Origin of the sequence: Amycolatopsis thermalba, from assembly GCF_023376025.1 — a bacterium.
GTDB lineage: Bacteria > Actinomycetota > Actinomycetes > Mycobacteriales > Pseudonocardiaceae > Amycolatopsis_E > Amycolatopsis_E thermalba.
On sequence record NZ_CP091196.1, the window covers coordinates 1,725,297 to 1,747,245 of the forward strand.

Genomic DNA, 21,949 nt, shown 5'->3' on the forward strand with positions numbered 1-21,949 from the left:
CTCCTTTCCCCACCCAATTGTCAAGTTAGTTGTGCTTTGGTGGTCTCATCTTCAGCATCCCGTGGGCCATTGAGGTCAGCCCCGTACTCGTCGAGAATTCGGCCAAGATATTCGCCGATCTCGTCGATCTTGTTTTCCGGGAGACATGACCCGTACATGGTGCGAAGATATGTCGGCAGGTCTGGTAGGTCGTACGGGACCGTGTAGCCTGCCATCGCGAAAAGATCCATAGGGGATACTTTGAGAACAGGAGCGAGCGCTACGAGCGTCTTTGGCGTCGGCCGATTTTCGCCCTTTTCAAGTCTGGTAATACCACCAGAGTCGATGCCGCTTAGGCGGGCGAGTTCCCGATTGCTGAGTCCTTGCTTCAGGCGCAAGTGTCGGAGGTAGTTGCCGAATTGTTGTGCTGTCTGATCGCTCATTGCGCTTTTTCTCCCTTTGTGTGTCCATTTTACCTCGGCTGCTGTTAATTTTCAGCGCTTTGTGGACAATTCCACAACGTTATACCCGATTACCCTCAGCGATTTCTTGGGATTCTCGCTAAAGCGCCGATGTTCTATTTCGAGAAGACGTATAGCTTTCCGTGGTGTTCGACGATGTCGAAGACTTCACGAACCACGGCCTCTGCGGATACACCGTCGCGCGCCCACCGGTCGCGTTCTTCCTGGCTGATTACACCCTCGGTGAGGTCGCGGACAAGCGCTGCCCAGGTGTCAAACGTACCGACGTAGGTGTCGCGAAATGAGGAGGCGAGGTCTTCGCGGTTAGGGTCGACGTCCGGCAAGCTCAGGTAGGCGCGGAACGCGTCGCCGTGCACGCGGGTTCCTTCTGCGACCTGCGCGTTGTCCTCACGTTCGGTTGCGCTGGCTCGTCTGCCCAAGTCGGTTTGCGCGGCCAGGTATTGCTCGAAGCGGGTCAGCCACGTCCCGATATCCGGTGTCTGCCATCTGTGCGCCTTGAGGCGGTGGCATTCCTCATGGAGCAGCGCTGGGTGAGCGTCGCCGATATCCGCGAAGCGATGCATCTCGGAGTCTTGCGGGAGCAGCGATGCGAGCAAGGTGGCGATGGCTTGGGCAGCATCGCGGGAGATCACTTCGCCGCGGGCGTCGGCTTCAGCGAAGGCGATGCGAAGATACGCGCTGACTTTCTCAAGCGGTGTGCCGTTGATGGGTACTTCGAGGGTGGAGGGCTGTTGCTCCTGGTTCCCGGCAGCCGATGAAGTGGTGTCTTCGTCCGGCAGGTTGACGACGTACGTGCCGAGCCAGTTCACCCAGTCCTTGATCTCATCGTCCGCGCTTCCCTCATAGATCGCGGCGAGCTCCACGCCGATCGATTCCTTGTCGGCGCGGCCTGTGACAGCGAAGTGGTGCAGCGCGCCGCTCTGCGGATCGTCGAGTTGGTTGGCGAGCGCGCGAGCAAGCGTCCGTGCACCCCAGTCTGGGACTTCGCTGCCTGACTCCTCGGCCTCGCCGATAGCATCCCCGATGACGTCGCGGAGCGACTCCTCCTGCTCAACAACGCCAGTCAGGTCGATCTCGCCAGGCCAGAGGCGCTCGTCTTCGGGGATGCTGCGGTCGCGGTCCTCGGGGTGATGTGGTTGATGTTCCATAGGCATTCCTCCTTCCGTGATCATTAGTTGGTTTCCTGTGTCGGTCCGCCCGCCGGCGGGTCCGGCTGGTCACCCGAGATGAGCTGGCGGAAGGCGTCGACTGTGACTACCCGGAACAACTCCGGCTGGATCGCTGTGTCGCCAGCCAGGGCAGCCTCAAGCGCCTTCTGGCGGCCGATGTCCGGCACAACCCAGGGAACAGCCGGGAACAGGCCGTGGCGGGCCTGATGGGCACCTGTGGCCGCGTACCGCTGGTAGACCTTCGCTTTGCTGACAACGTCGGGTGGATGCTCGGTGGCGCGGTCGGCTTCGAAGAACCAGTGGTCCTCGTAATCGCCGCTGGCCGTGACCGCGTAGAGGTCCGGTTTGAGCCACTCGATGGTGCCCTGTGGGCTAACGAACGATCGCCAGCACGTCGGCTCGGTTTCCAAGCTGACCAGCTCGATAACCCCGGTGCCCGCCAGCTCGTGGAGCTGGATGGCGAGTTCCGCCTTGAGCAGGGTGTGCTGGACGAACGCCCCGGACGGCTCGACGTAACGGCGGCGCTTGGATTCGCCGTGCAAGCGGCGCAGCAGCCGCTCGCCGGTTGACGCGAGCTGCCAGGTGATTCCGGACGAGCCCGCCCTGACGCCACCGATCCGCCGACCGAGACGAGCGATCAGGCCGTGGCCTTCGAGGCGAGTGAGCACACGCATGGTGGCCCCGGACGCCGCGCCGAGCGTGGCGTGACCGTGAGTGAAGTGCAGCCGCCGGATGTGCGCGGTCGTGAGCAGCCGATGTGTCCGCAGCGACTCCAGCACCGACAGGTCGCGTTCCGACAGCCGTTCCAGCAAGGCCGCGAGGTTCTTCGGGCTCATCGGCCGCCTCCTGCCCGGAGCCGCTGCACGACCTGGCGGACGCCGTGACGGCCCCTGAGACCCCCGGAACGGGGGTCAGTCCCATCCCAGACGGACCGGGGCAGCGCCGGTGAGCTGGGGAAATGAGGAGAAGCGAAGGTCGCGAAGAGGTGGGCGAAGCGACGGGCGAACTGATGGGTTCGCTGCATTCTCAACATCGTCATCGCTGCCTCCGTTTCCGGCCGATCTGCGCCGGATCGATGAGCCCCGCCGGGGCGGTGGAGGCCGCAGGCGGTGGTGGAGTGGCCGCCTCGCCTGAGTCGTCCGCCGCGTCGATGAGCTCAGCGGCGTAGGTCTCGCGGCTGGCAGCGCGGACGCGTTCGGGATCGGTGGTGGCGGGCCTCGGCGGCAGGGTCTTCACCAGCGCCCAGGCGGAGGGGATGCCGTCGGCCACGAGGTTGGCGTAGGCGTGGAAGCGCGGCAAGGCCATGAAGTCCTCGGGCGTGAGGTCGCGCGAGAGCTTCGCGATGTCGCGGGCGTCCTCATACTCGGTGGCGAACACGATTTTGCTTCGGGCGTTCATGTCCACCGCGGAGCGCAGGTCCTTCGGGAACTGGCCACGAAACTGCGCGGCGAGGAACCAGCCCACCGACAGCGAGCGGGACACGGCGAGCGCGTCGGCCAAGGAGACCGGCAGGTTCAGGAAGCGTGGTGCCTCGTCGACATAGACCACGCCCTGCCGCTTGTCGGCGTCGGGTTCGTCGGCGCGTTCCTGGGCGGCCTGCCAGAGATCCGCGATGATCAGGCTGCCAAGCAGGCTCGCGGTACCTGGGCCGATCAGCCCCTCATTCAGCGGCACCAGCACGATCTTGTTCTCGCGGAAGATGTCGCGGAGCCGGAACCGCCCAGAACGTTGGTCGAGCAGGCGGATCAGGGCGGGGCGGAGCAGGAACTGGCGCAGCTTGTTCAGCGGCGGCGCGATGGCAGCGGCTTGTGCCTGTGGCGACTGTGCCTCGTACCACGACCAGAATCCAGCGAGCGCCATGTCGCTCTGGACTCGGCCGACCTGCTGGCGGCGGAAGCGGGGGTCGGTGAGCAGGCGCGGCAGATCAACGAGGGTGGCGGGACGCTTCGGTGTACTGGCCCGAGCTAGCGTGCGCAGTGCGGCCGAGAAGATGTCCGCCGAGCGCGGTCCCCAGCCGTCCGCGAAGACCGCTTCGAAGACCGCCAGGATGCCATCGACCACCACGTCCGGGTCGCGGCCGGCCACGTCGAGCGGGTTGAAGCCTACGGGACGGGTGTCGCTGGCATTGAGTTCGACGACGTCGGGAATGCGTTCCTCCGGGATGCGCGCCAAGATGTCGTCGATGAGCTGGCGCTTGGGATCGAGCACCGCGACCGGACGCCCCTCCTCGATGTCGGCAAGGATCAGGTGGAGCAGCGCGTTGGTCTTGCCCGAGCCGCTCGGCCCGTAGGCCACGGCGTGGAAGGTCTGGTCTTTCGGGGAAATACCGACCAGGCGCTCGTCGCCAGGGACGGCGCTCTGGGCAAACACGCGAGGGCCGGTGTGGACGTTCGTGGCCGGACGAAGCGGCTTGGGGTGTGCTGGTGGCAGTCCGGGCAGGTCGTCCTCGCCGATCGGCCAGCCGAGCAGGCCCACCAGCTCCGCGACACTGAGGTGTAGCGGCCAGCGCCACGGCATCCGTACGTCGTTGAGGTGCTTCGCTGGTTGGCGTGCGAGGTCGAGCTGCACCCCTGGGCTTTGGGCTGTGGAGAGCGCGCCGAGCAGGTTCATGACGAACCGACGACGCCGGCCGCGGTCGGGGCTGGCCGCACCGATGCGGATGGTCGCGGCGAACCCTGCCTGCGAGAAGCGTTCGCGTAGCCGTGCCCGCGTTTCGCTGCCCGCTGGACGGTCGCCTCGGGTGAGAGCGTCGACCAGGGTGGTGCCGGGGTCCGGCGTGTTCGCCGGGACGACGCGAGGTGACCTGCGCGGGCCAAGCACCACTTGGAGCACGGCCACTTCACCCACCTTGAGGGGGACGGCCATTGCCGAGAGCAGCGCTCTGGTCGTGGCCTCCGGTGCGTCGCTGCGAAGCGGCAGGCTCCTCGGTTGCATGCGCAGGCGTCCCGTAACGTCAACGTCGGGCCGAGCAGGAGCTTCGCCGTGTGCGGATTTGGTGAGCAGGCTGCCGGGAATCAGGTCACGCAGCAGGCGACGGAGCGCCTGGACGTCGGTGGCCGGACACCCGAGGAGGTGCCGTACGCCTCCGTCCTGGTCCGCGCGCAGTTCCAGCGCTACGCGCGGCGCGTCCTTGTCAGATGCGAGGCGAGTGAGGAATGCGGCGACCGCTGATGTATCGAGCGGACGCGGCAAGTAGAGCCGGGAAAACACCAGGGAACTGGTGCTAGGCATTCGGTGCACCTCCTTTCGCTGGTTTGTTAGATGGGTTGTTTGCCGATCCTGCCTCGCGACTTTCCTGGTCGGCCTGTGCTTCGCGTTCGGCTTCGGCCTGCGCAAGGGCAATCAGCGCTTTGGAGAGCTTGCGAATATCTGGTGGATCACGACGGACACCACGCACCGTGATCCGGCGTTCCTCGCGTCCTGCGCGCCTGTATTTCTTTGATCGCTTTGATGTCATGAATCACCTCCTTCCTTTTTCGTGTGCGGGGAGTGCTGAATGAAATCAGCAAAATCAGCACTTCGGAAACCACTTATTGCTGATTTCAAGCAGCACGTCAACCCCCGTTGTGAATTCCACTACGCCCTACCTCTAAATACGCATAACAGGGGTAGGCGCTAGAACTTCGACCGCCGCCACTTGATAATGGCGACCGCAATCCAGATCGTTGAGGCGATGGCGATGCCGCCCATGAGCCAGGGCAGGAGGGGACGTAGCCATGCGACGGCGAGGTTGAGTGCGACCACCGCGCCCAGCAGCAACACGCTGGCGCGGAAGACCCAAGCGATGGGGTTGCTCATAGGAGAGTCGGATTTCTTGTCGTCGCCCATGACCGCTTCACCCCACCTGCGGATCCCGTGCAACATCGCTTGGAACCGGATAGCCCGCCAGGCTGATGTCGGAGTCGATCTGGTTGCCCCCTACGAACCACGGTTTATTGCTCGGCGGTCGCCGCCGGGCGAACAGCTCCAGGTATGGACCGTCTGAGATCCGTTCGATGATGGCGAACTGCTCTTCGGGCTTGTGGCTGTGATCCTGGACTGGCGCGTTGATCCACGTAGGCTGGGAGCGAAAGTTCACCGGTGCCTTGCCGCGCGTGGCGAAGAGTAGATGCTCGGTGGCGTTACGCAGGTACGCGCCGAGGCCGAGCTTGAACATGATCCAGGTGAGCGGTGAGCGAACGGTGAAGCCCCAGGCTTCGGCGACGTCGTAGCCGTGGCGCAGCGTCGCATTGGTGACCCACAGCCAGAGGTGGGCGTTGTCCTCGGCCAAGTCTCGGACCGGCATGGCCTTGATGCGCTCCAGGCTCATGAGGGAATAGTGCCGCTGCGCGCCTCGGCCGCCTTTTTGCTGGATGTCCCAGGGCGGGTCGGCCAGGATGGTGCGGAACTTCGACGGCACGGTAGTCCGCGGGGATGTGTTGGTGTTGGTCTCCATGCAATAGTGCCTCCTTTCCGTCCCGGCGTTCCCGGGATCTGTGCCTAGTTATGAAGTGAAGGGTGTGGTTTGAAAATCGTCGGCTCGGTCGAACTGTCGGGCGATCATTTGACCGAGCCGACGATTTTCTTATCTGGATGCGGTATCGCTGCGCCATGAAAGCGGACAGCGGATTATCCGTTGTGGAATGCGCTACGGGTCGTCGGCCACCTGGCTGCCGGGTCGGTGCGCGACCAAGCTGGAGAACAGCGCCCGCGCCACCGAGCCGGGGTAGGCGTTCTGCTTGATCGTCGTGACGGTGATGCGCTCGTCTAGCACGCCTGCGGGAAGGTACGCGCCAAGGACCACGGCGTGGACCTGCCCAGGGAACGCCGCCAAGTCCGAGAGCACCTGCGCGGGATTGGCGTCGAGCAACTGGAAGTCGGAGAACACCACCAGCGTGACCTCGTGACCCGGATGCAACTCGGCCAGCTCGATCGCCCGGTTCAAACTTGGTCCGAGTTCGCTCGTTCCGGCCCCGTCCAGCGGTGGTCGCAGACCGCGACGCAGCCGAACGAGTCCGCTTCGGGTGATCGGTGTGGGTGGGATCTCGCCGCTCGACGGGGTGTCGAAGTGGATGACCGCGCCCAGCTCACGGGACGAACCCTTGCGAGCGACCACGGAGAACGCCCGTTCGACTTCGGCAAATCGGTTCGACAGCGGGTCGGTGCCGCCGGGGCTGGTGACCGAGCCGGAGTTGTCGAAGCTGGTAATGAGGAGCGTCGGCACCTCGGCCGGCCTTCCCGGTTTGCCGAGTGCGTACTCCACGTTCCCCGGTCGAGGTTGCTTACTCGGCGTCGGCGTGCCGAGTACACGGCTGGACAGGAGCGCGCTGGCATGCAGCGTCGTGTACCGGCTCATGCCGCACCGTTTCGACGCGAGCGTCGCCCGATCACCCCGCTCTGCTCACTGGCCGGGAAGCCGTGCCCGAATACTTGCGGGTTGCGCCGCTGCACCCGCCAGGCCAGCGACTCCATCACCTTGGCTGCCGCTTGGCCACGCAGCTTGTGTTCGGCCTGGATGGATCGTGCGGTTTCCTCGGCCTGGGCACGACGACGCGGCGGTGCGGAACCGGCCAGCTTGAGGTACTGCTTCTCTGCACGGGCGACCCGCGTCTTGAGCGTGCTGAGCAGGTCTGCCACCTCGTCAGCAGCTGCGTACCCCAGTAGTCCCGAGGCAATGGCAGTGGCGGCGGCCAGGAGCCCGAAGGTGAGGCCCGCGGCGCTGCCCTCGATGCTGCTCCGCAGGGCGAAGACGCCTACCGCGACCAGCGCCGTGACGACCAGCGACAGCAAGCCGATCAGCTTGGTGATGCCGAACCCGCCACCGCTCGGCACGAAGAACCGCCGGTAGCGCTGCTCCTCCTTGGTGAGGCTGTCCGGATCGCGCTGCCGGGCTTTCGCCATGCGCAAGTCCTTGAGCTCCGAGCCGACCAGGCCCGCGCAGGCTGCCGCCAGTCCAGCCGACAGGGCTTGCCCGAAGGCGACATACGGCACGTCGCCGTTGACGATGGCAGCCGACCAGACGCCGGCGGTGTCTCCGAACCAGAGCACTGGCCAGCAGATCCAGTACCGCAGCTTCCCGGCTGATTCACGCCGCATGTGCGGCCCAAGCACCTGGCTTGCGCGCTGATACTCGGCATGCGCTTCGCGGACCTCGGTCTCAGCTTGGGTCAGCAGAAACTCGGTCGCCGCGGCCGTCCGCTCAAGCCCTCGAGCCTCGACATGGAACGGCCGTGCGGCCACCTCGCCTTGGGCGGGCCAGCTCAGCTCCTGCTCGTCGGCGCGGGCGTGGAACTCCTGCTCGGCATAGCTGGTGCCGACGCTGGACGGACGAGCGTGCCCACCCACCTCGTCGAGCCTGGGCAGGGAGATCGCATCTGCCTCCCGCGTCCAAGCGTCAGTGGCGTTGCCTGCCGAGGTTGCACCGTGTCCTCGAAGGTGATTCACGATGCTCACTGGCCAGCCGCCGTGTAGTCGGTGACGGAGAGGCACTTGGCGGCACCGCTCTCACGACACAGAGCGTCGTAGTACGCGACCAGCCCTTCCACGACATCGGAGCGGGGTGCTACACCAGCCACTCGGCCCAGGCCGGCGATCACCACGGTGGCCCCGGTCAGCTTCGGCACGTTCACCTGGTTGGCGAGCGCCTCGGCTTCCTGCTTGCTCAGTGCCCGCGCACCGAGGTTTACCCCGACGTTCTGGAAGCCATCCGTGAACACGTACAGGTGGAGACGGAGCTTGCCGCCGAGCTGCGTGATCCACTCGTTCGCCAGCCGGTACTGCGCGGTGATGTCACTGCCGTTTTGGTCGAGGCGAGTCACCGCCGGGGTGTACGCCGCGCGGATCTTCGCCATGACGTCGCTGACCACCTCCGGCACCCGCTTGAGTCGGGCGTTGTCGGTGGCACCTTCCAGCTGCAGCGGTTCGTCAAACAGCATGGTCGTTGCCGCGCTGGAGCTGGAGAACACAAGGACGCCGAGCTGCCCCGAGCAGATCGCGGTCCGCCGCACGACCGACTCGATCGCCTCCATGCGCTCGGCGGTGATCTGGTCCGAAGCACTCGACCCGGTCCCGTCGATCTCCACCAGGGAAGCGGGCGGCGCGGACGGGTCGCACGAGGCGAGAATCCGCTGGTCGTCGGCCAGCTCGCCGTGTTGCGGAGCGGCCGAGCTGCAAGCCGTCACGATGACCAAGACGGCCAGCAAGACGACGGCACCGGCGAGGCGGTGACGGATGCGCGGGAACAGGGACATGAAGCACCTCCAATCTGTGGATGGGGACGAGGGTGAGGAGAGGTGGGGCGGCCACCCCTCCGTCCGATTACGAGGGGGCAACGTCGTCACCGGCTACAGCTCCAGGTCGGACGCCGCGCTCCTTGTGTGTGGCCTCCCAGGCGGCACGCGTGCACATCTGGTCGAGGTTGTTCGTCAGGGCGAAGTACCGCCTGGCCCCGACCAGCTCGCGCAGCATCGCGCGGTACTCATGCGGCGTGTTGGTCGAGTTCAGCAGCTCCGCGAGTGGCTCCACCTCGATGAGCAGGTCAGCGAGCTGGTCGACGGCACGGGCGAGCCGACGCTTCTTGCTGTCGCTGGCGGAGCGGGTACGTGCTCGGTGGCTAGTGGTGTCCATCTCGATCTCCCTTCGGTGTGGCGTGGTCAGGCGCTGGTAGCAACCACGACGGGGGCGGGCTTGTGGTGGCGCTTCTGTTCGAGGCGAGCGCGGCGGCGGCGCTTCAGGTCGATCAGGACCGGCAGCTCGATGACCTCCGTGGGCTGGTGCCGAAGCTCGTGAGCGAGCTGGCGGAGCGCGCGGATCTGCAAGGACAGGCGGGCCTCGTCGCGGTCGTGAACGAGGCGGGTGTAACGGGTGCGGGGCATGACGGCTCCTCCTTCTACTTCACGGGGGTGCGCGGACAACTGGCTGGTCGCGCACGCCAACCGTGCGGGGAGGGCATGGGGGCAGAACATGTCGCTGAGCTGCAACTTTGAACTTGCAGCCCGGTTGCAGGTCCTTACAGGCCCGTGGCACCAACAACCCGCCTGGAATACTGGCTGCTAAGTGGCCATTGGGCAGGGAGAACAAGTGGAGGATCCGCGCGTCGACTGGCTGGTCGAGGTCTTCAAAGGCATGCGAAGCGACGACGGGTTGACCACCGACAAGCTGCGCAAGCAGCTAGACTTGATCAAGCTGCTCGTGGACGATGGCACGGTTGAGGAGGCCAAGGCCGAGCTCGAACGGATCGTCCTAGCCATGGGCGACGGCAAGGTCGCCCGCGCCATACGCAACAGCTTGGCTATCAGCAACGGTTGCGACGGCATCGAAGCTCGGAGCCGCCCCGAGGAGCGGCGACGGTGGGCGACTGGAGCGGACGACCTCACGAGGCCACGCAACGAGCTGCTGATCCCTAAGTCAGTCAGTTCGCACGTCAACTACGAGAAGGACGGCTTCAAGGAGTTGGCACGGCTCATCCTCGACCGTGCGGCAGTACGGGCAGAGACGAAGGCGGATGGTGATGCCTTTCAGGAAGCGGTCAACCAGCCACTCGAAACTGGCAGCGACCGGTCAAAGCCAGCCTCCATCACCCTGACAGCCCGCGACGACCTTGAACTGCTTGACCATCTGAGTGCGCCGGCCGTCCGAGATACCCCGCCCAAGGAGCATGAGGGCACCGGGCCTGACGAGCAGGTCACCTTTCCGCAGGCGTTCAATGTCTTCCGTCGCGCGCTCAGCCGTAAGCCCCTCTTCCCACGGTTTGCGCACACCATCGACTCGCCGAAGGAAGAATGGTGGACCGGAATTGTCGTCGGCGTGCTAATTGCCTTCTTGATTGGCGCACTCATCTTGGGCCTGACCGGCGTACTCTGAGTCAAATATTGACGATTTAACTATTTCATGTTTAAATAGAGGCAATTACCCTTGCGGTAATGTACCTCTGTGCCCGTGGTCTTCGGGTACGGCACCCTGCCTACTCCTTGGAGCTGGCGGTGTGCCCTACCCGAATTGACCAAGGAGTACACCACATGTCGGAACTCAGCCCTGCTGACGCCGAGGAACTGCACCGGAACAACGATCTACGGAAACTGGGCTTTGAGCCCGAAACCCTCGTCGCGAATCAGACGCCTCACTTCACCATCGAGGACATCAAGGCCGCTCTGTTCAGCTCGACATTCAGCAACCCCAAGACGCTCACGGTCAAGCTGCACAAAGGCCGCACGGTGCAGGTCGCCATCACGAAGGTGGAGCCGCGTTACGCCGTCAACAGCCTCAAGCTGGAGGCTGACGAGAACAGCCCGGCCACGTGCTACGAGCACCCGGACTGGTACATGGAAGGCTGGGTCGTGGATGGCATCGCCACTGCCACCGCCCAGGGCCTGCGCGTCCGCATGTTCGTCTATGCCGGTGGCGATGACTCGCCGGAACCGGACGACATGTACGCGCAGGTCATTCCCACGTACTCGTACTCGGAAGGCGAGGTCTTCTACGTAAGCATCCCGGACGACTGAGCATCCCGATAATTCCACCCCGCACCACAGCGAAGAACACCCCCGTGTCCGCTGTCGGTCGCGGGTGTTCTTCATTATGAGGACCTATCGACTTGCCTCGATTGCTTCCCCGGCTTCCTTTACGGTGTTGGCCGTCTGTTGATGCATGAACATGAACCATGCGCCAAACGCGACTCCGAGGATGATGAGTCCCGCAATCACCAAGGTGAGTTTGTCGCGCGGAATCTCCTTGTTCAATTTGTCCGTTACCTTGTTTGGCTTCATGAGTCTAACTTGCCTTTTAGTGTCTTGCTGGACATTATGAATTTTCAACACGGATATGTCAATTGAAATAGGCGGGAGCCGCGCCCGAACTGCAACGAGATGTCGCGTCCGGGCGTGCTCCCGCCTTTGCCGTACCCCGAGCTTGTGCTCGAAGACGCGGCGCTTACTCGCCAGCAGGCTTGCTGCGGCGAGTCGAGGATCGAGACGAGCTGGGCTCAGCTTCGTCCTTCGCCCCCTCGCCGCCGAAGATGGCAGCGATGGCGTTACGCCGGGTCTGAGCTTCACGCTCGATCTCGGCACGGATCTGCTCAGCCTTCTGGAGCGTCGTCGGGTCGGATTTGGTTTTCTCGATCCAGTGCTCCAGGGCCAGGCGGATCTCCTCGGTGGTGCTGCGGCCCGTGATCTGGGCGACGACGTCCAGTTGGGCTCGCAGATCCTCCGTGATTCGGACAGCCAGCGTGCGGAGCTGGCCGGCACCCGTAGGCTCGCTCATAGCGAGACACCTCCTCGATGAATTGCGGCCGACGAACTCTCGGTAAGTTCATCGCGGGTCCAGGTGGCGGAAAGACTTGGTGTGCCGCAGTCGTTCGTGAGCAAGTACGAGTCGGGCGAGCGTCGGCTCGACGTGGTCGAGCTCCGGCATGTGGGCGAAGCGATGGGTGTCACGCTGAGTGACATCCTGGCGCGGCTCGGGCCAGAGTGGTGAGTTCTGTGAGTTAGCGGCCGGGCCGCTTCGGGCCGGGACTGCGTCATCCTCTGCGTTTCGGAATTCGTGCCGGATCAGTGCTCGAAGTGCATCGGTGAGCAGAAGCACTGGTCAGCGGGCGCGATGCCTCAAGGATGCATCACTTACGCCCCGTCGCCGCTGTGGTTCTGATCAGTCACCCACGGTTCCCTGGAGAGGTCGATTCGACCAGCTGCGAGCCAGGGGGTGCCAAGGTGTTGATCACCTTCGAGGGTCAGGACGGCGCGGGGAAGAGCGCGCTGCTGGCTGCGGTCCATGAGGGTCTCCGTTGCATGGGCGTCGACGCGCTGGTCGTGAAGGAATTCTCGGAGAGTCCGTACGGGCAGCGCCTGGTCGAAGCGGTGGCACGGGACAAGTTCCTGCGGCCGGCGGAAGGCGAGCCAGCCACGCTGCTCACACGCGCTCTCGACGAAGTGGCGGACCTCTACTACCAGGACGAGCGTGTGATCGGTCCGGCCCTTGCCCGCGGCCAGGTGGTGCTGAAGGACCGGCACCAGGACACGATCTTCTACACCCTCGTTCCGACCCTGGTCGACGGCGGCGCAGTCCTGAGCGACGAGCATGCGATGACCTGGCTGCGCGGCCTGCTGAGTCAGCTCCGGTACCCGCCGGATCTGACCGTCTATGTCGAGGCACCGCTCCCGGTCCGGCTGGAGCGGATTGCGCGCCGGAACCGACATCTCCGCGAACACCGCGCCAACGAGGTGAGCGACGACGACCTGGCGATCTTTGCCGCGCGGGATCGAGTGATCCGGCAGCTCCTTACCAAGCCAGACGGTCAGCGTGTGGTGGTGGACAACGGCGATCGGGTGATTGAGGAAGGAGCGGAAGACGTCCTTGACCTGGTTCGGGAGCGGCTCACCTGATGCGGGGGCGAGTCACGAGATCAGACCGTTACGGCACAACGTCACTACTCGACAGGAGCATCCGATGAAGCTTCGAGCGGGCGTCGTGGGCTTGGGCAAGCAGGCATTGGAGGACCACATCCCCGGGCTGCACGCCTCCGACAGCGCCGAGCTGGTCGCCGTGTGCGATGAGGACCGCGAGATCGTCCGCGAGCAGCAGTACCAGCACCGCGTGCAGGGCTACACCGACTTTCGCGAGATGTTCAAGACCGAAGCGCTAGACCTCGTCGTGGTCTGCGTGCCGCACCACGTCGGCCGCGAGGTGATCGAGACGGCTGCCGAGCACAAGGTGCACGTCCTCAAGGAGAAGCCGTTCGCCACCACCATGCAGGAGGCGCGCGATTTGGCAGAGATCTGCGAGCGCGCCGACGTGCAGCTCATGGTGACGTTGCAGCGTCGGTTCAACCCCATCTATACCAGCTTTACCCAGCTCGCCGACCAGATCGGCACGCCGTTTGTGGTGGACGCGCAGTACACGCTGCACATCTCGGACCCGTCCGACGGCTGGCGCGGCCGGAACGCCGAGGCCGGAGGCGGCTGCATCATCGACATGGGCTACCACCTCATCGACATGGTCCTGTGGTACTTCGGCTTGCCAGACCGGGTGCTCGCAGACGTCTCGGCCAGCGCACGGCCGGACCGGGAGTACGACGCCGAAGACACCGCGCTCGTTCACTTCGCCTACGACAGTGGCCTCTACGGCTCGCTGTTGCTGTCCCGCTTCATCGGGCCGAAGACCGAGCAGATCCGGCTGGTCGGCTCCAAGGGCATGGTGCACCTGGAACGCGGCCGAATTCGGCGGCTCGGTAACGACGGGGAGGTTATCGAGTCGCTCTCGCGGGAGCAGGCGTGGCCCTCGGCCGCGGCCTGCCAGATCGACTACTTCCGCCGGGTCATCGATGGCCAGCGCCCCAACGTCAGCGGTCCCAGGGAAAACCTGGCGCACATGAGCTTCATCGCGGCCTGCTACGAGTCCGCGCGTTCGCACGCCCACATCAACCCGAAGGAGCTGCTGTGAGTTCGCCCCTGGCGTTGCTCGGTGGCACACCGAGCGTCACGACACCTGGTCCGCACTTCGCCTGGCCTCCGATCAGCGAGCAGACCGCCAAGGTCGTAACCGACCAGCTCGCCGCGGGCATCTCCGTCTACGACCGCTCGGGGGTGATCGAGGAACTCGAGGACGCCCTCGCCGACTACCACGGCGTGCGCTACGCACTGCTCACCAGCTCCGGCACCGCCGCGCTCTACTCGATGTATGCCGGTTGCGAACTCGGGCCGGGCATGGAGGCCATCGTCCCCGCGTACACCTTCTTCGCCACGGTCACGCCGCTCCTGCACCTGGGCGTGGTCCCGGTGCTGGCTGACTGCGACGAGAACGGCAACCTCGACCCTCGGGACGTGGTCCGGCGGATCACCGCACGGACGTCCGCCATCGTGGTAACCCACATGTGGGGCACGCCGGCCGACGTGGCGACGCTGCGGGCCATTGCCGACGAGCATGGGCTGATGCTGCTCGAAGACGGGTCGCACGCCCACGGCGCGAGCGTGGGCGGCAGGAAGGTAGGCACTTTCGGCAGGGCGTCGGCCTTCAGTATGAACGGCCCGAAGCCGCTGTCCGCAGGCGAGGGCGGCTTCCTGCTCACCGATGACGAGGAGGTGTACTACCGCGCGCTGCTGCACGGCCAGTACAACAAGCGCTGCCGGAACGAGATCCCGTCTGAGTACCCGCTCTACCGCTACGCCGTGACCGGCATGGGGCTCAAACACCGCATCCACCCGCTTGCAGCCCGGATCGGTCTCGATCAGCTTGCGCACCTGGACGAGTATCTCGATGGGCGAGCGCGGGTCGCGGCCATGATGAACGAGCAGCTCGCGGAGCTGCCGGGTATCGTCACACCGAAGTTGGAGCCGGGAGACCGCTCGTCTTGGTACGGCCTGATGCTGCAGTACCGGGGTGAGGAGTTGGGCGGCCTGCCTGTCGAGCGGCTCTATGAGGCGCTCCAGGCTGAGGGCTGCTGGGAGCTGGACCGGCCTGGTTCGACGTGTCCCCTGAACTTGCTGCCGCTCTTCCAGGAGCCGGGTCCGCTGTTTCCGGAGCTGGCGGGGTCATTCGCGTATGGTCCTGACGACTTTCCGCAGGCCGAGGCGTTCCATCGGAGTGTCCTCAAGCTCCCGGTCTGGCACCGGGAGGAGGACATGCCGCTGGTGAATGGCTACATCGAGGCATTCCGTAAGGTGATCAACAACTACGAAGGGTTGCTAGGGTAAAGCAATGGTCGACGTCTCTTTGATCGAACGGCTCACCGCTGAGGCCGAGGCTGACGGCGTGCAGCAGCTCGTCGTCGGAGCAGTGGTTCAGCACGACGAGAAGGTCCTACTGCTCCAGCGTCCCGAGGACGATTTCATGGGCGGCATCTTCGAGCTGCCCAGCGGCAAGGTCGAGGCTGGTGAGCAGCTCGATGCCGCGCTCATCCGCGAGGTCAAGGAAGAGACGGGCCTCGACGTCTCCCGCATCGCCGACTACCTCGGCTCCTTCGATTACACGAGCGGTAGTGGCAAGAAGAGTCGCCAGTTCAACTTCGCGGTCGACGTGACCGCGCCGGAACCTATCTTGCTCCAGGAGCACGACGCCTACCAATGGACGTCGCTGGCCGAGGAGCCACCGGTGACCGATGCCGTGAAGGAAGTGCTCGCGAAGTACCGCGAGGGTACGCGTCTGTAGTGCTTGATGGGCAGCGGTCGGAAGTAAAGAGCGTTGCCTTGCTATCTGTTTGGGGGGTGCGGCGGTAAGATGCATGCGCCTATGCCCCAGATATCTATGCCTCCGCTAGAGCAGTAAAAGTATCCCTCTTGAGCAATTACGCCTACCACCGCTGTTGGTTTATCGGGATTTGAAATCCAGTGAGATGAAAGCCCTCGCGATATAACCGCCGAAGCGGGGCCATTCACTCCTGCTGGTAGTGTTGACCAGCCTAGCTGAACGGAGGTGCGGTCTCGTATGTAGCTCACCTCATTTTCTCTAACGCCATCAAGCGCGTCGTTGACGTAGACATTATTGTCCTGCTGTTTCTTAAAGCCGAGGGACTTTAGCTTTGCGTCGATCTCTCGCAGCACCGTTTTCTTGTCTGCTGTAAGCTCAAAATAGCGATACCCTGCCAGCGAGCAGGAGATACGTGTTTGCAGACCAACCGACGATCTGCTGTCGCATCCCTGATCTACGATATTCGATGCAAGTGGCTTATCTGGGCTGGTGACATCAAGAGCCGATTGGATACGCTGCTTCACCTCGTTGGTATTAGCGCTATACCTCGAAGCCCCATTCCATAGTAGTAACCACGCCAAAAGAAGAATCACTATCACAACGACAGCGAGCCGCCCGTAGAACAGGCCGCGAGAAGTGGATTTGGCTGTGGTCTTGTTGGTGGTTGGTTGTGTGTTTCTTGGCATATATTTATAGTCTAACAGCTCATTGCGTGGAAACAATCCACAAATTGAAGAACCCCCAGCCTCACGCGCGCCTTTTGAGCAGCGTGAAACTAGGGGCGTGGCTCTTCAATTCACATCAATCTCGGCGTGTTACTCGCCGATTGCTTGGCGGACCAGTTGCGCGTAGGCTGCCTGGCCCTGCTCGTTCGGGTGGAACACGTAGGCCGAATTGTTCCCGGCCTGATCCAGATTCTGGAAATACGAGTCACCCGACGCACAGACCTCGTGTCCGATGAACGGTGAGCCGGACGCCGTGGCCGATACGAAGGTCAGCCGCTGGTTGTCCGTGTTGAGTGCCCTGACCTTGGTGACCGTGTTGCTGATCGTGGTGTTCAGCTTGGTCACGATGTCCCGCGCGGCCCATGCATCTGCCCATGGGTATCCCTGAGCGCCGACTTCACTCGCATCGTTGTTGTACATGTAGCCACACCGTGGATCACTGAGTGCGCTTCCCGACTTATCGGCAATGACCTGTGGGTAGCCCAAAACGTAGATCTTTGTCCCTGAAGTCTTGGTGACCTCCAGGAGCTTCTTATACGTCGCTTCCAGGTTCCCTGGAGCACGTTCCTGATCTTGCCGTCCGCCTCGGTGTATGCGGCGCTGCTGGAGTTGCAGTTGCCGAGGACGCACGCTTTCGCGAAGTTCGCGAATCCGATGTCGTTCCCACCGATGGTGATGGTCACGACCTTCGGGCTGCCCGAAGACAGAACGCTGGCCTGTGATGGTTCACTATGGTCAGCGTCGTTCCACCCGTTGAGGACGTGTGTCGTCTGCGCGCCGGAGCATGCTACGAACTTGTCCAGTTGTAGTGTGAGCGATGGATTCAACGCGTTTACACGCGAGTAGGCCAGCGCACTGCGGTGGCAGGCGGTGTCGTCCACGAAGGGCGGTACCCCTTCGCCGGAGGAGAAGGAATCACCGAGCGCCATGTAGCTCCGCGGAGCAGGCTGTGCCGATACCGTGGCACTCAGGATGGCACCTCGGGGGTAATCCATCCCGATCCCGGTCATCTTGACGGCATACAGCTTCGGGTTGTAGTCGCTGCAATTGCCGTCGCACTGGGCAACGAACGCCAAGATGTTGTTGGTGAGTACAGGAGGGGGGCCACTCAGGTAGTACCCGTTCGGCCCCCCAGCCTTGCTCATGTCACCGCTCATGATCTTCTGGTAGAACCAGGTGCCACTCACGGCGTCGTACACGCCCACGAAAATGCCGGAAGCAGTCGGGTTCGCGCTGTCGCCGGTAGAAAGGTTCATGTTGCGCAGAAAGGCAACCTTGCCACTCGCGTCGGCAACGCTCGCCAGGCTTGCTGCCTGGTATGTACCCTGTGCGTCCTGGTTGGGGAGTGTGACGCGCCGGACCTCGTGACCGTTGTTGTCCAACGTCACTACGGTGAAGACCCACTCCGTAGGTGTCACTGGTATGTAGTCAGAGACCATCTTCCATTCGTAGATGATGGCCACAACACCGTTGTTGATGGTGTGGAGCTGGAGACTCCCCTGGACATTCGCTCCTGGCGTCGATACTGGAGTAGTCCACGTCGTTGTCCCCTTGCGGGGGTCGTACATGGACACCGCCGCACTCTTCACGTTGCTTCCCGACCAGGTGTAAGCCGGGCTGAAGAAGCGTCCCTCGGCACCGAAAGCGTCCGAGCCCCAGTCGCCTATGGATGCCTGTCCCAGGTACTTACCGCTGTAGCTGTAGTACTTGGGTCGGTCATCCACATGGGGGTAGCTCAGTGCGATGCCATCCTTGTAAGGACGCAGCACATAGTCACAGTCGGCTGAGACTTTGAAGTCTCGAACCTTCGTGGGTTGCGTCTGACCAGAGGCCAAGTTGGGCGCAAGACCGATGAGGTGGGTACCGTCGGCAGCCTGCGTAAGGGCGTAGATGTTGCCATCAGCGCCCACGGCCGGCTCCAGGTTACATATCGGATACTTCCACTTCAGGGTGTTGCCGTTGTAGGCCAGCAGGTTGGGGCCGTACGCTTAGGCCCCGCTGCTGTTCCTGCCGATCGGACGCCCGTAGACCGCCCCCGTCTTGTCGACAACGGGATTCGTGATGCAGTTTCGCACACCGTCGATGGTCTGGGTGCGCGAAATACTCTGCACGAGTTGCCCGGTCGAGCTGTACGTGCGCAGGTCGCTGTCACTGCTCGTATCCCCTGTGCACGGCAGTGTGATATTGCCGTTGGGTGCAGTGATGGGGGCAATGGCTGCGCCCGCAGTACTTACATTTGCCGGAGGGGACCACTGAAGGGTCGGAATGGACTCAGCGGCGTACGCCGTCCCCGGGGTTACCACCCCGAGCAGTGACGCCACCATGGCCAGTAGTACGAGTACGACTGGCCTGCGCATTGGTTTGCGCATAGTGATTACACCTCTTCCTTTAGATGAGTTGCTTGTTAATGAACCGAGACACACAAAGAGGGCGATTCCAGCCATGTTTCGGCGAACCACCCTCAGAGCCTCTATTAGCTTGAAGAGCCAAACTATTTATGACATCATTTTGCAATTTTGACTAGACGTAGAAAATACAACAGAGTTCAATGTGGAAAGTGCGAGTCATCGGTTACTTCTCGGCATTGTCATCGAGGTTCTGAAGACCTTCAAGCACACGTCGCAGAATTTCCGGATCTTGCTGGCGAGCGATCGGTGGATGAGCGTCGGGCGTGAAGCGTCGTTGCCGCCGCGGCAAGGGAGGCGGTGGGGGTGTCTGCGTCGCGCGTGCAGTGACAATCAGCTCGGCCCACACCACCTTGCCGGTGCCCTTCGGGTATGAGCCGTACCTATGGGCGACCTGCGGGATTAGGTGGAGCCCGTAGCTGGACTCGGCGTCAACGTCCTCACTCTTCATGGCGGGTGGGTAGGGGTCCGAATCCCACACCTCAATGACTACCGAGTTCTCGAGACCGACCAGCTGGACGCTGATGAGATTCAGCTTGTCAAGCTCGCTCCAGCGGGGATGCGCATCCGTGATGCCAGTGGTCGCCACGGCGCTTGTCACGAGCTCAGACGCGACGACGAGCGCGTCGTCGATGATGGTCGACACGCCCCATCTGGCGAGGGTGAGGTGAATGAACGTCTGCGCGCAGCTCACTGCGGTGGGCACGGCCGCCAGGTTCAGACGATCCGTGAAGCGCGGCTGAGGCATCGGCTCAACCCTCGCCTGTAGGCTGTTCTCGATGAGCGTCGTTGTCATCGACGACAACCCCTTCCACTACGATGGGTGGGGCAGCGGTGCGCCGGCGGATCAGCTCGGCCGAATCCGCGAGCCGTTGGGCGAATGCGATTTGCTCGTCGTGACTCAGGTCGTCCGACAGAAGGCCAGCGATGAATCCACCTGTGCAGTCGTTGAGCTCCTTTAGTTGGGTAAGAATCGCCATCGTGAGGTCGTGGGAGTCCACTACTCATCACTCAGCTCATGAACTTCGACCTTGGCGTCTTGCTGAGCTCGTTCAAGCAGGCCGAGTCTGAGGATCGGGTGGGTGGTGAGGTGATCGAGCGACGGCACGATGACGTGATGGGCGTCTGCCCGCTGGACTTCGGTCAGTAGTTCATTCCAGGCGCTGAAGCGTCCAGATCCGTCCTCGTAGAAGTAGGTCGCAAACTCGCAGCCCAGCGCTTCGGCGTGCTCTTTGAGCTTCAGCTCGACCAGGCGGACCGTCTCATCGTCGATGTCCGGCGAGAGGCGCAGATAGCCGTACGCCAGCGGCTTCAGGGTGTTCATCGGCGCTGTCCCTGAACGACCCAGATGCGAGCACCGGTCTCGTGTTCGATGTGCTGTCGCATGGCGTCTTGCAGCCCCGGCAGGCGCGCGAAGTGCCAAAGGGAAGGGACGATGATGTCCTTCACCTCGTGGCGTTTGAGAGCTTCGAGCATGGCATAAAACGCGGGCTCCGCACACCTGGCGCTCTCGGTGAATACCTGGTCGAGGGTGAAGCCCTCGCGTTCGGCGTATTCGGCAAGTTCCCGCTTGATGCGTTGAACGTCGTCCTCGTGTTCGTCGCTGATCACGACTCGCATATAGCCGTAAATCGCAGGCCGCATTAGATTCCTTCCCAGCTTGTGGCGGCCGGTCTGACGGCGGGTGTCGGGGACCAGCACCGCCAGACCGGCATACGGCCAGAAAAGCCGGTTGACCTGCGGAAACCCAGAGCAAGGTAGGGGCGGGAACGACGCAAAATAGAGGCGACGGAGGCCCTGACCTGGGCAAATATGGCCTGGGTGGCTATGGTGAGTACGCCCCTGAGAGGCCCTGGGAGGAAGAGCGGATGGCGGCCAAGCGCGTACGTCTCGCTCAGCGTCGCAAATCGGCGGGCTACAGCCAAGAGAAGCTTGCCGAACGTCTGGGCGTCGAGCGGTCAACCATCGTGCGGTGGGAGACAGCCGAGAGCGAACCACAGCCCTGGGTCCGGCCAAAGCTTGCTGCGGCGCTCAGCGTGACGCTCGACGAACTGCAGAGCCTGCTTGATGACGTGACGATCATTCAGACGAAGCCGAGCGACCGCATGAGCTACGTGCTCGAACACCCGTCGTCGGTCGACTTGGTGGCGGTCGCCTACCTACACGAGCGCATCCGGCAGCTCGATGAGCAGTACGACCGGGCACCCTCGACGGCGCTGCTCGGACCCGCCGGCCAGGCCCACGGCCAGGTGAAGTTCCTTCGCGAGAACGCTGCCAACCCGCGCGTGCGCAAGGCGTTGTTCGAGGTCGAAGCCGAGTCGGCCACCTTCATGGGGCAGCTCGTGTGGGACGTGAGCCAACGGCGTGACCACGACGCGCCGATCACCTACCTGGACGAGGCGGTCGCCGCGGCCCGCCAGGTACACGATCCCTGTACCGAGGCGTACGCCACGTTGCGCAAGGGCTTCGTGGCCCTCTACGGCGAGAAGAACCCCTTGAAGGGCCTGACGCTCGCTCAGGAGGCGGCCGAGGTGGCAAAGCTCGCTAGCCCCTCGCTGACCGGCCTGAGCCTGCTTCACGTGGCCGAGGGGTACGCCATGACCGGCGACCTTAAGGCGTGCGAGGAGGCGCTGAAGCTCGCCGAGGTGCAGTTCGACCGCGTGGACGGTGACGACGTCGCTGCGCAGTACTACACGATCAACGAGTTCAACCGCTTGGCTGGCTCGTGCTACCTGTTCCTCGACTTGCCCGACCGCGCCGAGCCCATCCTGCGCACGACGGTGCGTGCGCTTGCAGCGAAGAAGAAGAGCCAGGCCATCGCCCTCGGCAACCTGACCCTGTCGCTGATCCGCCAGCGCAAGCTCGACGAGGCGGCGGCCACCATGCATCGGACGATCGACGCCGTAGAGCTGACGCGCGGCGGCGGCGGTCTTAACCTGGCGTTCGCCGCTGGTCGGGAGCTTCGGCGGTGGCGGCAGGAGCCGTGGGTGCAGGACATCAACGACCGTCTGCTTGCCCTCATGGCTGCCATTTAG

General features: G+C 63.5%; 29 protein-coding genes. 9 read left to right on the forward strand and 20 right to left on the reverse strand.

The genetic code is table 11. The annotated features are described in order from the left end of the window. Window positions 1-20 precede the first annotated feature (20 nt). From L1857_RS08455 to L1857_RS08510, 12 genes are all read right to left on the reverse strand, one after another. Complete coding sequence (locus L1857_RS08455; RefSeq protein ID WP_116112830.1) at window positions 21-422, reverse strand: helix-turn-helix domain-containing protein; 402 nt, start codon at window positions 420-422, stop codon at window positions 21-23. Between the two features lie 134 nt (window positions 423-556). Beyond that, on the reverse strand, window positions 557-1,609 hold the full coding sequence (locus L1857_RS08460; protein ID WP_162831176.1) for a hypothetical protein: 1,053 nt from the start codon (window positions 1,607-1,609) through the stop codon (window positions 557-559). 23 nt (window positions 1,610-1,632) lie between these two features. After that, complete coding sequence (locus tag L1857_RS08465) at window positions 1,633-2,466, reverse strand: replication-relaxation family protein (RefSeq protein WP_116112836.1); 834 nt, start codon at window positions 2,464-2,466, stop codon at window positions 1,633-1,635. Between the two features lie 199 nt (window positions 2,467-2,665). Beyond that, complete coding sequence (locus tag L1857_RS08470; protein WP_205413349.1) at window positions 2,666-4,861, reverse strand: type IV secretory system conjugative DNA transfer family protein; 2,196 nt, start codon at window positions 4,859-4,861, stop codon at window positions 2,666-2,668. Beyond that, window positions 4,854-5,087 (reverse strand): hypothetical protein, encoded by a 234-nt coding sequence (locus L1857_RS08475; RefSeq protein ID WP_162831173.1) that lies wholly within the window; start codon window positions 5,085-5,087, stop codon window positions 4,854-4,856. The genes L1857_RS08470 and L1857_RS08475 overlap by 8 nt, the downstream gene beginning before the upstream one ends. 158 nt (window positions 5,088-5,245) lie before the next feature. Beyond that, a complete protein-coding gene (locus tag L1857_RS08480) occupies window positions 5,246-5,458 on the reverse strand; it encodes a hypothetical protein (RefSeq protein WP_162831177.1) in 213 nt (70 codons plus the stop codon). Between the two features lie 7 nt (window positions 5,459-5,465). Beyond that, window positions 5,466-6,065: an MT-A70 family methyltransferase gene (locus tag L1857_RS08485; RefSeq protein WP_116112843.1), complete on the reverse strand. Its 600-nt coding sequence runs from the start codon at window positions 6,063-6,065 to the stop codon at window positions 5,466-5,468. 192 nt (window positions 6,066-6,257) lie between these two features. After that, window positions 6,258-6,965, reverse strand: coding sequence for a hypothetical protein (locus L1857_RS08490; RefSeq protein ID WP_162831178.1), 708 nt, complete (start codon window positions 6,963-6,965; stop codon window positions 6,258-6,260). Further along, window positions 6,962-8,062 carry a hypothetical protein gene (locus L1857_RS08495; RefSeq protein ID WP_162831179.1) on the reverse strand — a complete coding sequence of 367 codons (1,101 nt, stop codon included), beginning with the start codon at window positions 8,060-8,062 and terminating at the stop codon, window positions 6,962-6,964. Before L1857_RS08495 ends, L1857_RS08490 begins: the two co-directional genes overlap by 4 nt. After that, window positions 8,059-8,859: a hypothetical protein gene (locus L1857_RS08500; RefSeq protein WP_116112852.1), complete on the reverse strand. Its 801-nt coding sequence runs from the start codon at window positions 8,857-8,859 to the stop codon at window positions 8,059-8,061. Before L1857_RS08500 ends, L1857_RS08495 begins: the two co-directional genes overlap by 4 nt. A 67-nt stretch (window positions 8,860-8,926) precedes the next feature. Next, window positions 8,927-9,235: a hypothetical protein gene (locus L1857_RS08505; protein WP_116112855.1), complete on the reverse strand. Its 309-nt coding sequence runs from the start codon at window positions 9,233-9,235 to the stop codon at window positions 8,927-8,929. A 26-nt stretch (window positions 9,236-9,261) separates the two neighbouring features. Beyond that, the gene (locus L1857_RS08510; protein WP_116112857.1) at window positions 9,262-9,483 is read right to left on the reverse strand and encodes a hypothetical protein; all 222 of its coding nucleotides are present in this window, start codon (window positions 9,481-9,483) and stop codon (window positions 9,262-9,264) included. Window positions 9,484-9,688: 205 nt separating this feature from the next. Here L1857_RS08510 and L1857_RS08515 point away from each other — a divergent pair, with 205 nt between their 5' ends. Both L1857_RS08515 and L1857_RS08520 read left to right on the forward strand, forming a co-directional pair. Further along, a complete protein-coding gene (locus L1857_RS08515; protein WP_116112860.1) occupies window positions 9,689-10,471 on the forward strand; it encodes a hypothetical protein in 783 nt (260 codons plus the stop codon). A gap of 155 nt (window positions 10,472-10,626) precedes the next feature. Further along, the gene (locus L1857_RS08520) at window positions 10,627-11,109 is read left to right on the forward strand and encodes a hypothetical protein (protein ID WP_116112863.1); all 483 of its coding nucleotides are present in this window, start codon (window positions 10,627-10,629) and stop codon (window positions 11,107-11,109) included. A gap of 84 nt (window positions 11,110-11,193) precedes the next feature. On the opposite strand, the gene L1857_RS08525 is transcribed toward L1857_RS08520, so the two are convergent. Both L1857_RS08525 and L1857_RS08530 read right to left on the reverse strand, forming a co-directional pair. Then, window positions 11,194-11,373, reverse strand: a complete 180-nt coding sequence (locus L1857_RS08525; RefSeq protein WP_162831181.1) for a hypothetical protein — start codon at window positions 11,371-11,373, stop codon at window positions 11,194-11,196. 163 nt (window positions 11,374-11,536) lie between these two features. Beyond that, on the reverse strand, window positions 11,537-11,866 hold the full coding sequence (locus L1857_RS08530) for a ribbon-helix-helix domain-containing protein (protein WP_116112865.1): 330 nt from the start codon (window positions 11,864-11,866) through the stop codon (window positions 11,537-11,539). Between the two features lie 63 nt (window positions 11,867-11,929). Between L1857_RS08530 and L1857_RS08535 the strand changes: the two genes are divergently transcribed. From L1857_RS08535 to L1857_RS08555, 5 genes are all read left to right on the forward strand, one after another. After that, on the forward strand, window positions 11,930-12,079 hold the full coding sequence (locus L1857_RS08535) for a helix-turn-helix domain-containing protein (protein ID WP_275895915.1): 150 nt from the start codon (window positions 11,930-11,932) through the stop codon (window positions 12,077-12,079). A gap of 233 nt (window positions 12,080-12,312) precedes the next feature. Beyond that, a complete protein-coding gene (locus L1857_RS08540; RefSeq protein WP_162831182.1) occupies window positions 12,313-12,984 on the forward strand; it encodes a dTMP kinase in 672 nt (223 codons plus the stop codon). A gap of 64 nt (window positions 12,985-13,048) precedes the next feature. Beyond that, complete coding sequence (locus L1857_RS08545) at window positions 13,049-14,041, forward strand: Gfo/Idh/MocA family protein (RefSeq protein ID WP_116112873.1); 993 nt, start codon at window positions 13,049-13,051, stop codon at window positions 14,039-14,041. Further along, window positions 14,038-15,291: a DegT/DnrJ/EryC1/StrS family aminotransferase gene (locus tag L1857_RS08550; protein ID WP_116112876.1), complete on the forward strand. Its 1,254-nt coding sequence runs from the start codon at window positions 14,038-14,040 to the stop codon at window positions 15,289-15,291. The genes L1857_RS08545 and L1857_RS08550 overlap by 4 nt, the downstream gene beginning before the upstream one ends. 4 nt (window positions 15,292-15,295) lie before the next feature. Further along, complete coding sequence (locus L1857_RS08555; protein ID WP_116112878.1) at window positions 15,296-15,745, forward strand: NUDIX domain-containing protein; 450 nt, start codon at window positions 15,296-15,298, stop codon at window positions 15,743-15,745. A gap of 41 nt (window positions 15,746-15,786) precedes the next feature. Here L1857_RS08555 and L1857_RS08560 read toward each other — a convergent pair whose 3' ends face one another. From L1857_RS08560 to L1857_RS08575, 4 genes are all read right to left on the reverse strand, one after another. Beyond that, the gene (locus tag L1857_RS08560; RefSeq protein WP_162831183.1) at window positions 15,787-16,308 is read right to left on the reverse strand and encodes a hypothetical protein; all 522 of its coding nucleotides are present in this window, start codon (window positions 16,306-16,308) and stop codon (window positions 15,787-15,789) included. 291 nt (window positions 16,309-16,599) lie between these two features. After that, the gene (locus L1857_RS08565; protein WP_116112881.1) at window positions 16,600-16,854 is read right to left on the reverse strand and encodes an SGNH/GDSL hydrolase family protein; all 255 of its coding nucleotides are present in this window, start codon (window positions 16,852-16,854) and stop codon (window positions 16,600-16,602) included. After that, window positions 16,851-18,419 (reverse strand): GDSL-type esterase/lipase family protein, encoded by a 1,569-nt coding sequence (locus tag L1857_RS08570; protein ID WP_162831184.1) that lies wholly within the window; start codon window positions 18,417-18,419, stop codon window positions 16,851-16,853. The genes L1857_RS08565 and L1857_RS08570 overlap by 4 nt, the downstream gene beginning before the upstream one ends. A gap of 661 nt (window positions 18,420-19,080) precedes the next feature. Next, a complete protein-coding gene (locus L1857_RS08575; protein ID WP_116112886.1) occupies window positions 19,081-19,710 on the reverse strand; it encodes an ATP-binding protein in 630 nt (209 codons plus the stop codon). On the opposite strand from L1857_RS08575, the gene L1857_RS08580 reads away from it, so the two are divergent. After that, entirely contained in the window at window positions 19,694-19,876 is a 183-nt protein-coding gene (locus L1857_RS08580) for a hypothetical protein (RefSeq protein ID WP_162831185.1), read from the forward strand. The two genes, L1857_RS08575 and L1857_RS08580, sit on opposite strands and share 17 nt — an antisense overlap. Window positions 19,877-19,914: 38 nt before the next feature. Here L1857_RS08580 and L1857_RS08585 read toward each other — a convergent pair whose 3' ends face one another. After that, window positions 19,915-20,238, reverse strand: a complete 324-nt coding sequence (locus tag L1857_RS08585; protein WP_205413350.1) for a recombinase family protein — start codon at window positions 20,236-20,238, stop codon at window positions 19,915-19,917. Further along, entirely contained in the window at window positions 20,235-20,558 is a 324-nt protein-coding gene (locus tag L1857_RS08590; protein WP_116112889.1) for a recombinase family protein, read from the reverse strand. Before L1857_RS08590 ends, L1857_RS08585 begins: the two co-directional genes overlap by 4 nt. Before the next feature lie 224 nt (window positions 20,559-20,782). Between L1857_RS08590 and L1857_RS08595 the strand changes: the two genes are divergently transcribed. Further along, the gene (locus tag L1857_RS08595) at window positions 20,783-21,949 is read left to right on the forward strand and encodes an NsdA family TPR-like regulatory protein (RefSeq protein ID WP_116112892.1); all 1,167 of its coding nucleotides are present in this window, start codon (window positions 20,783-20,785) and stop codon (window positions 21,947-21,949) included.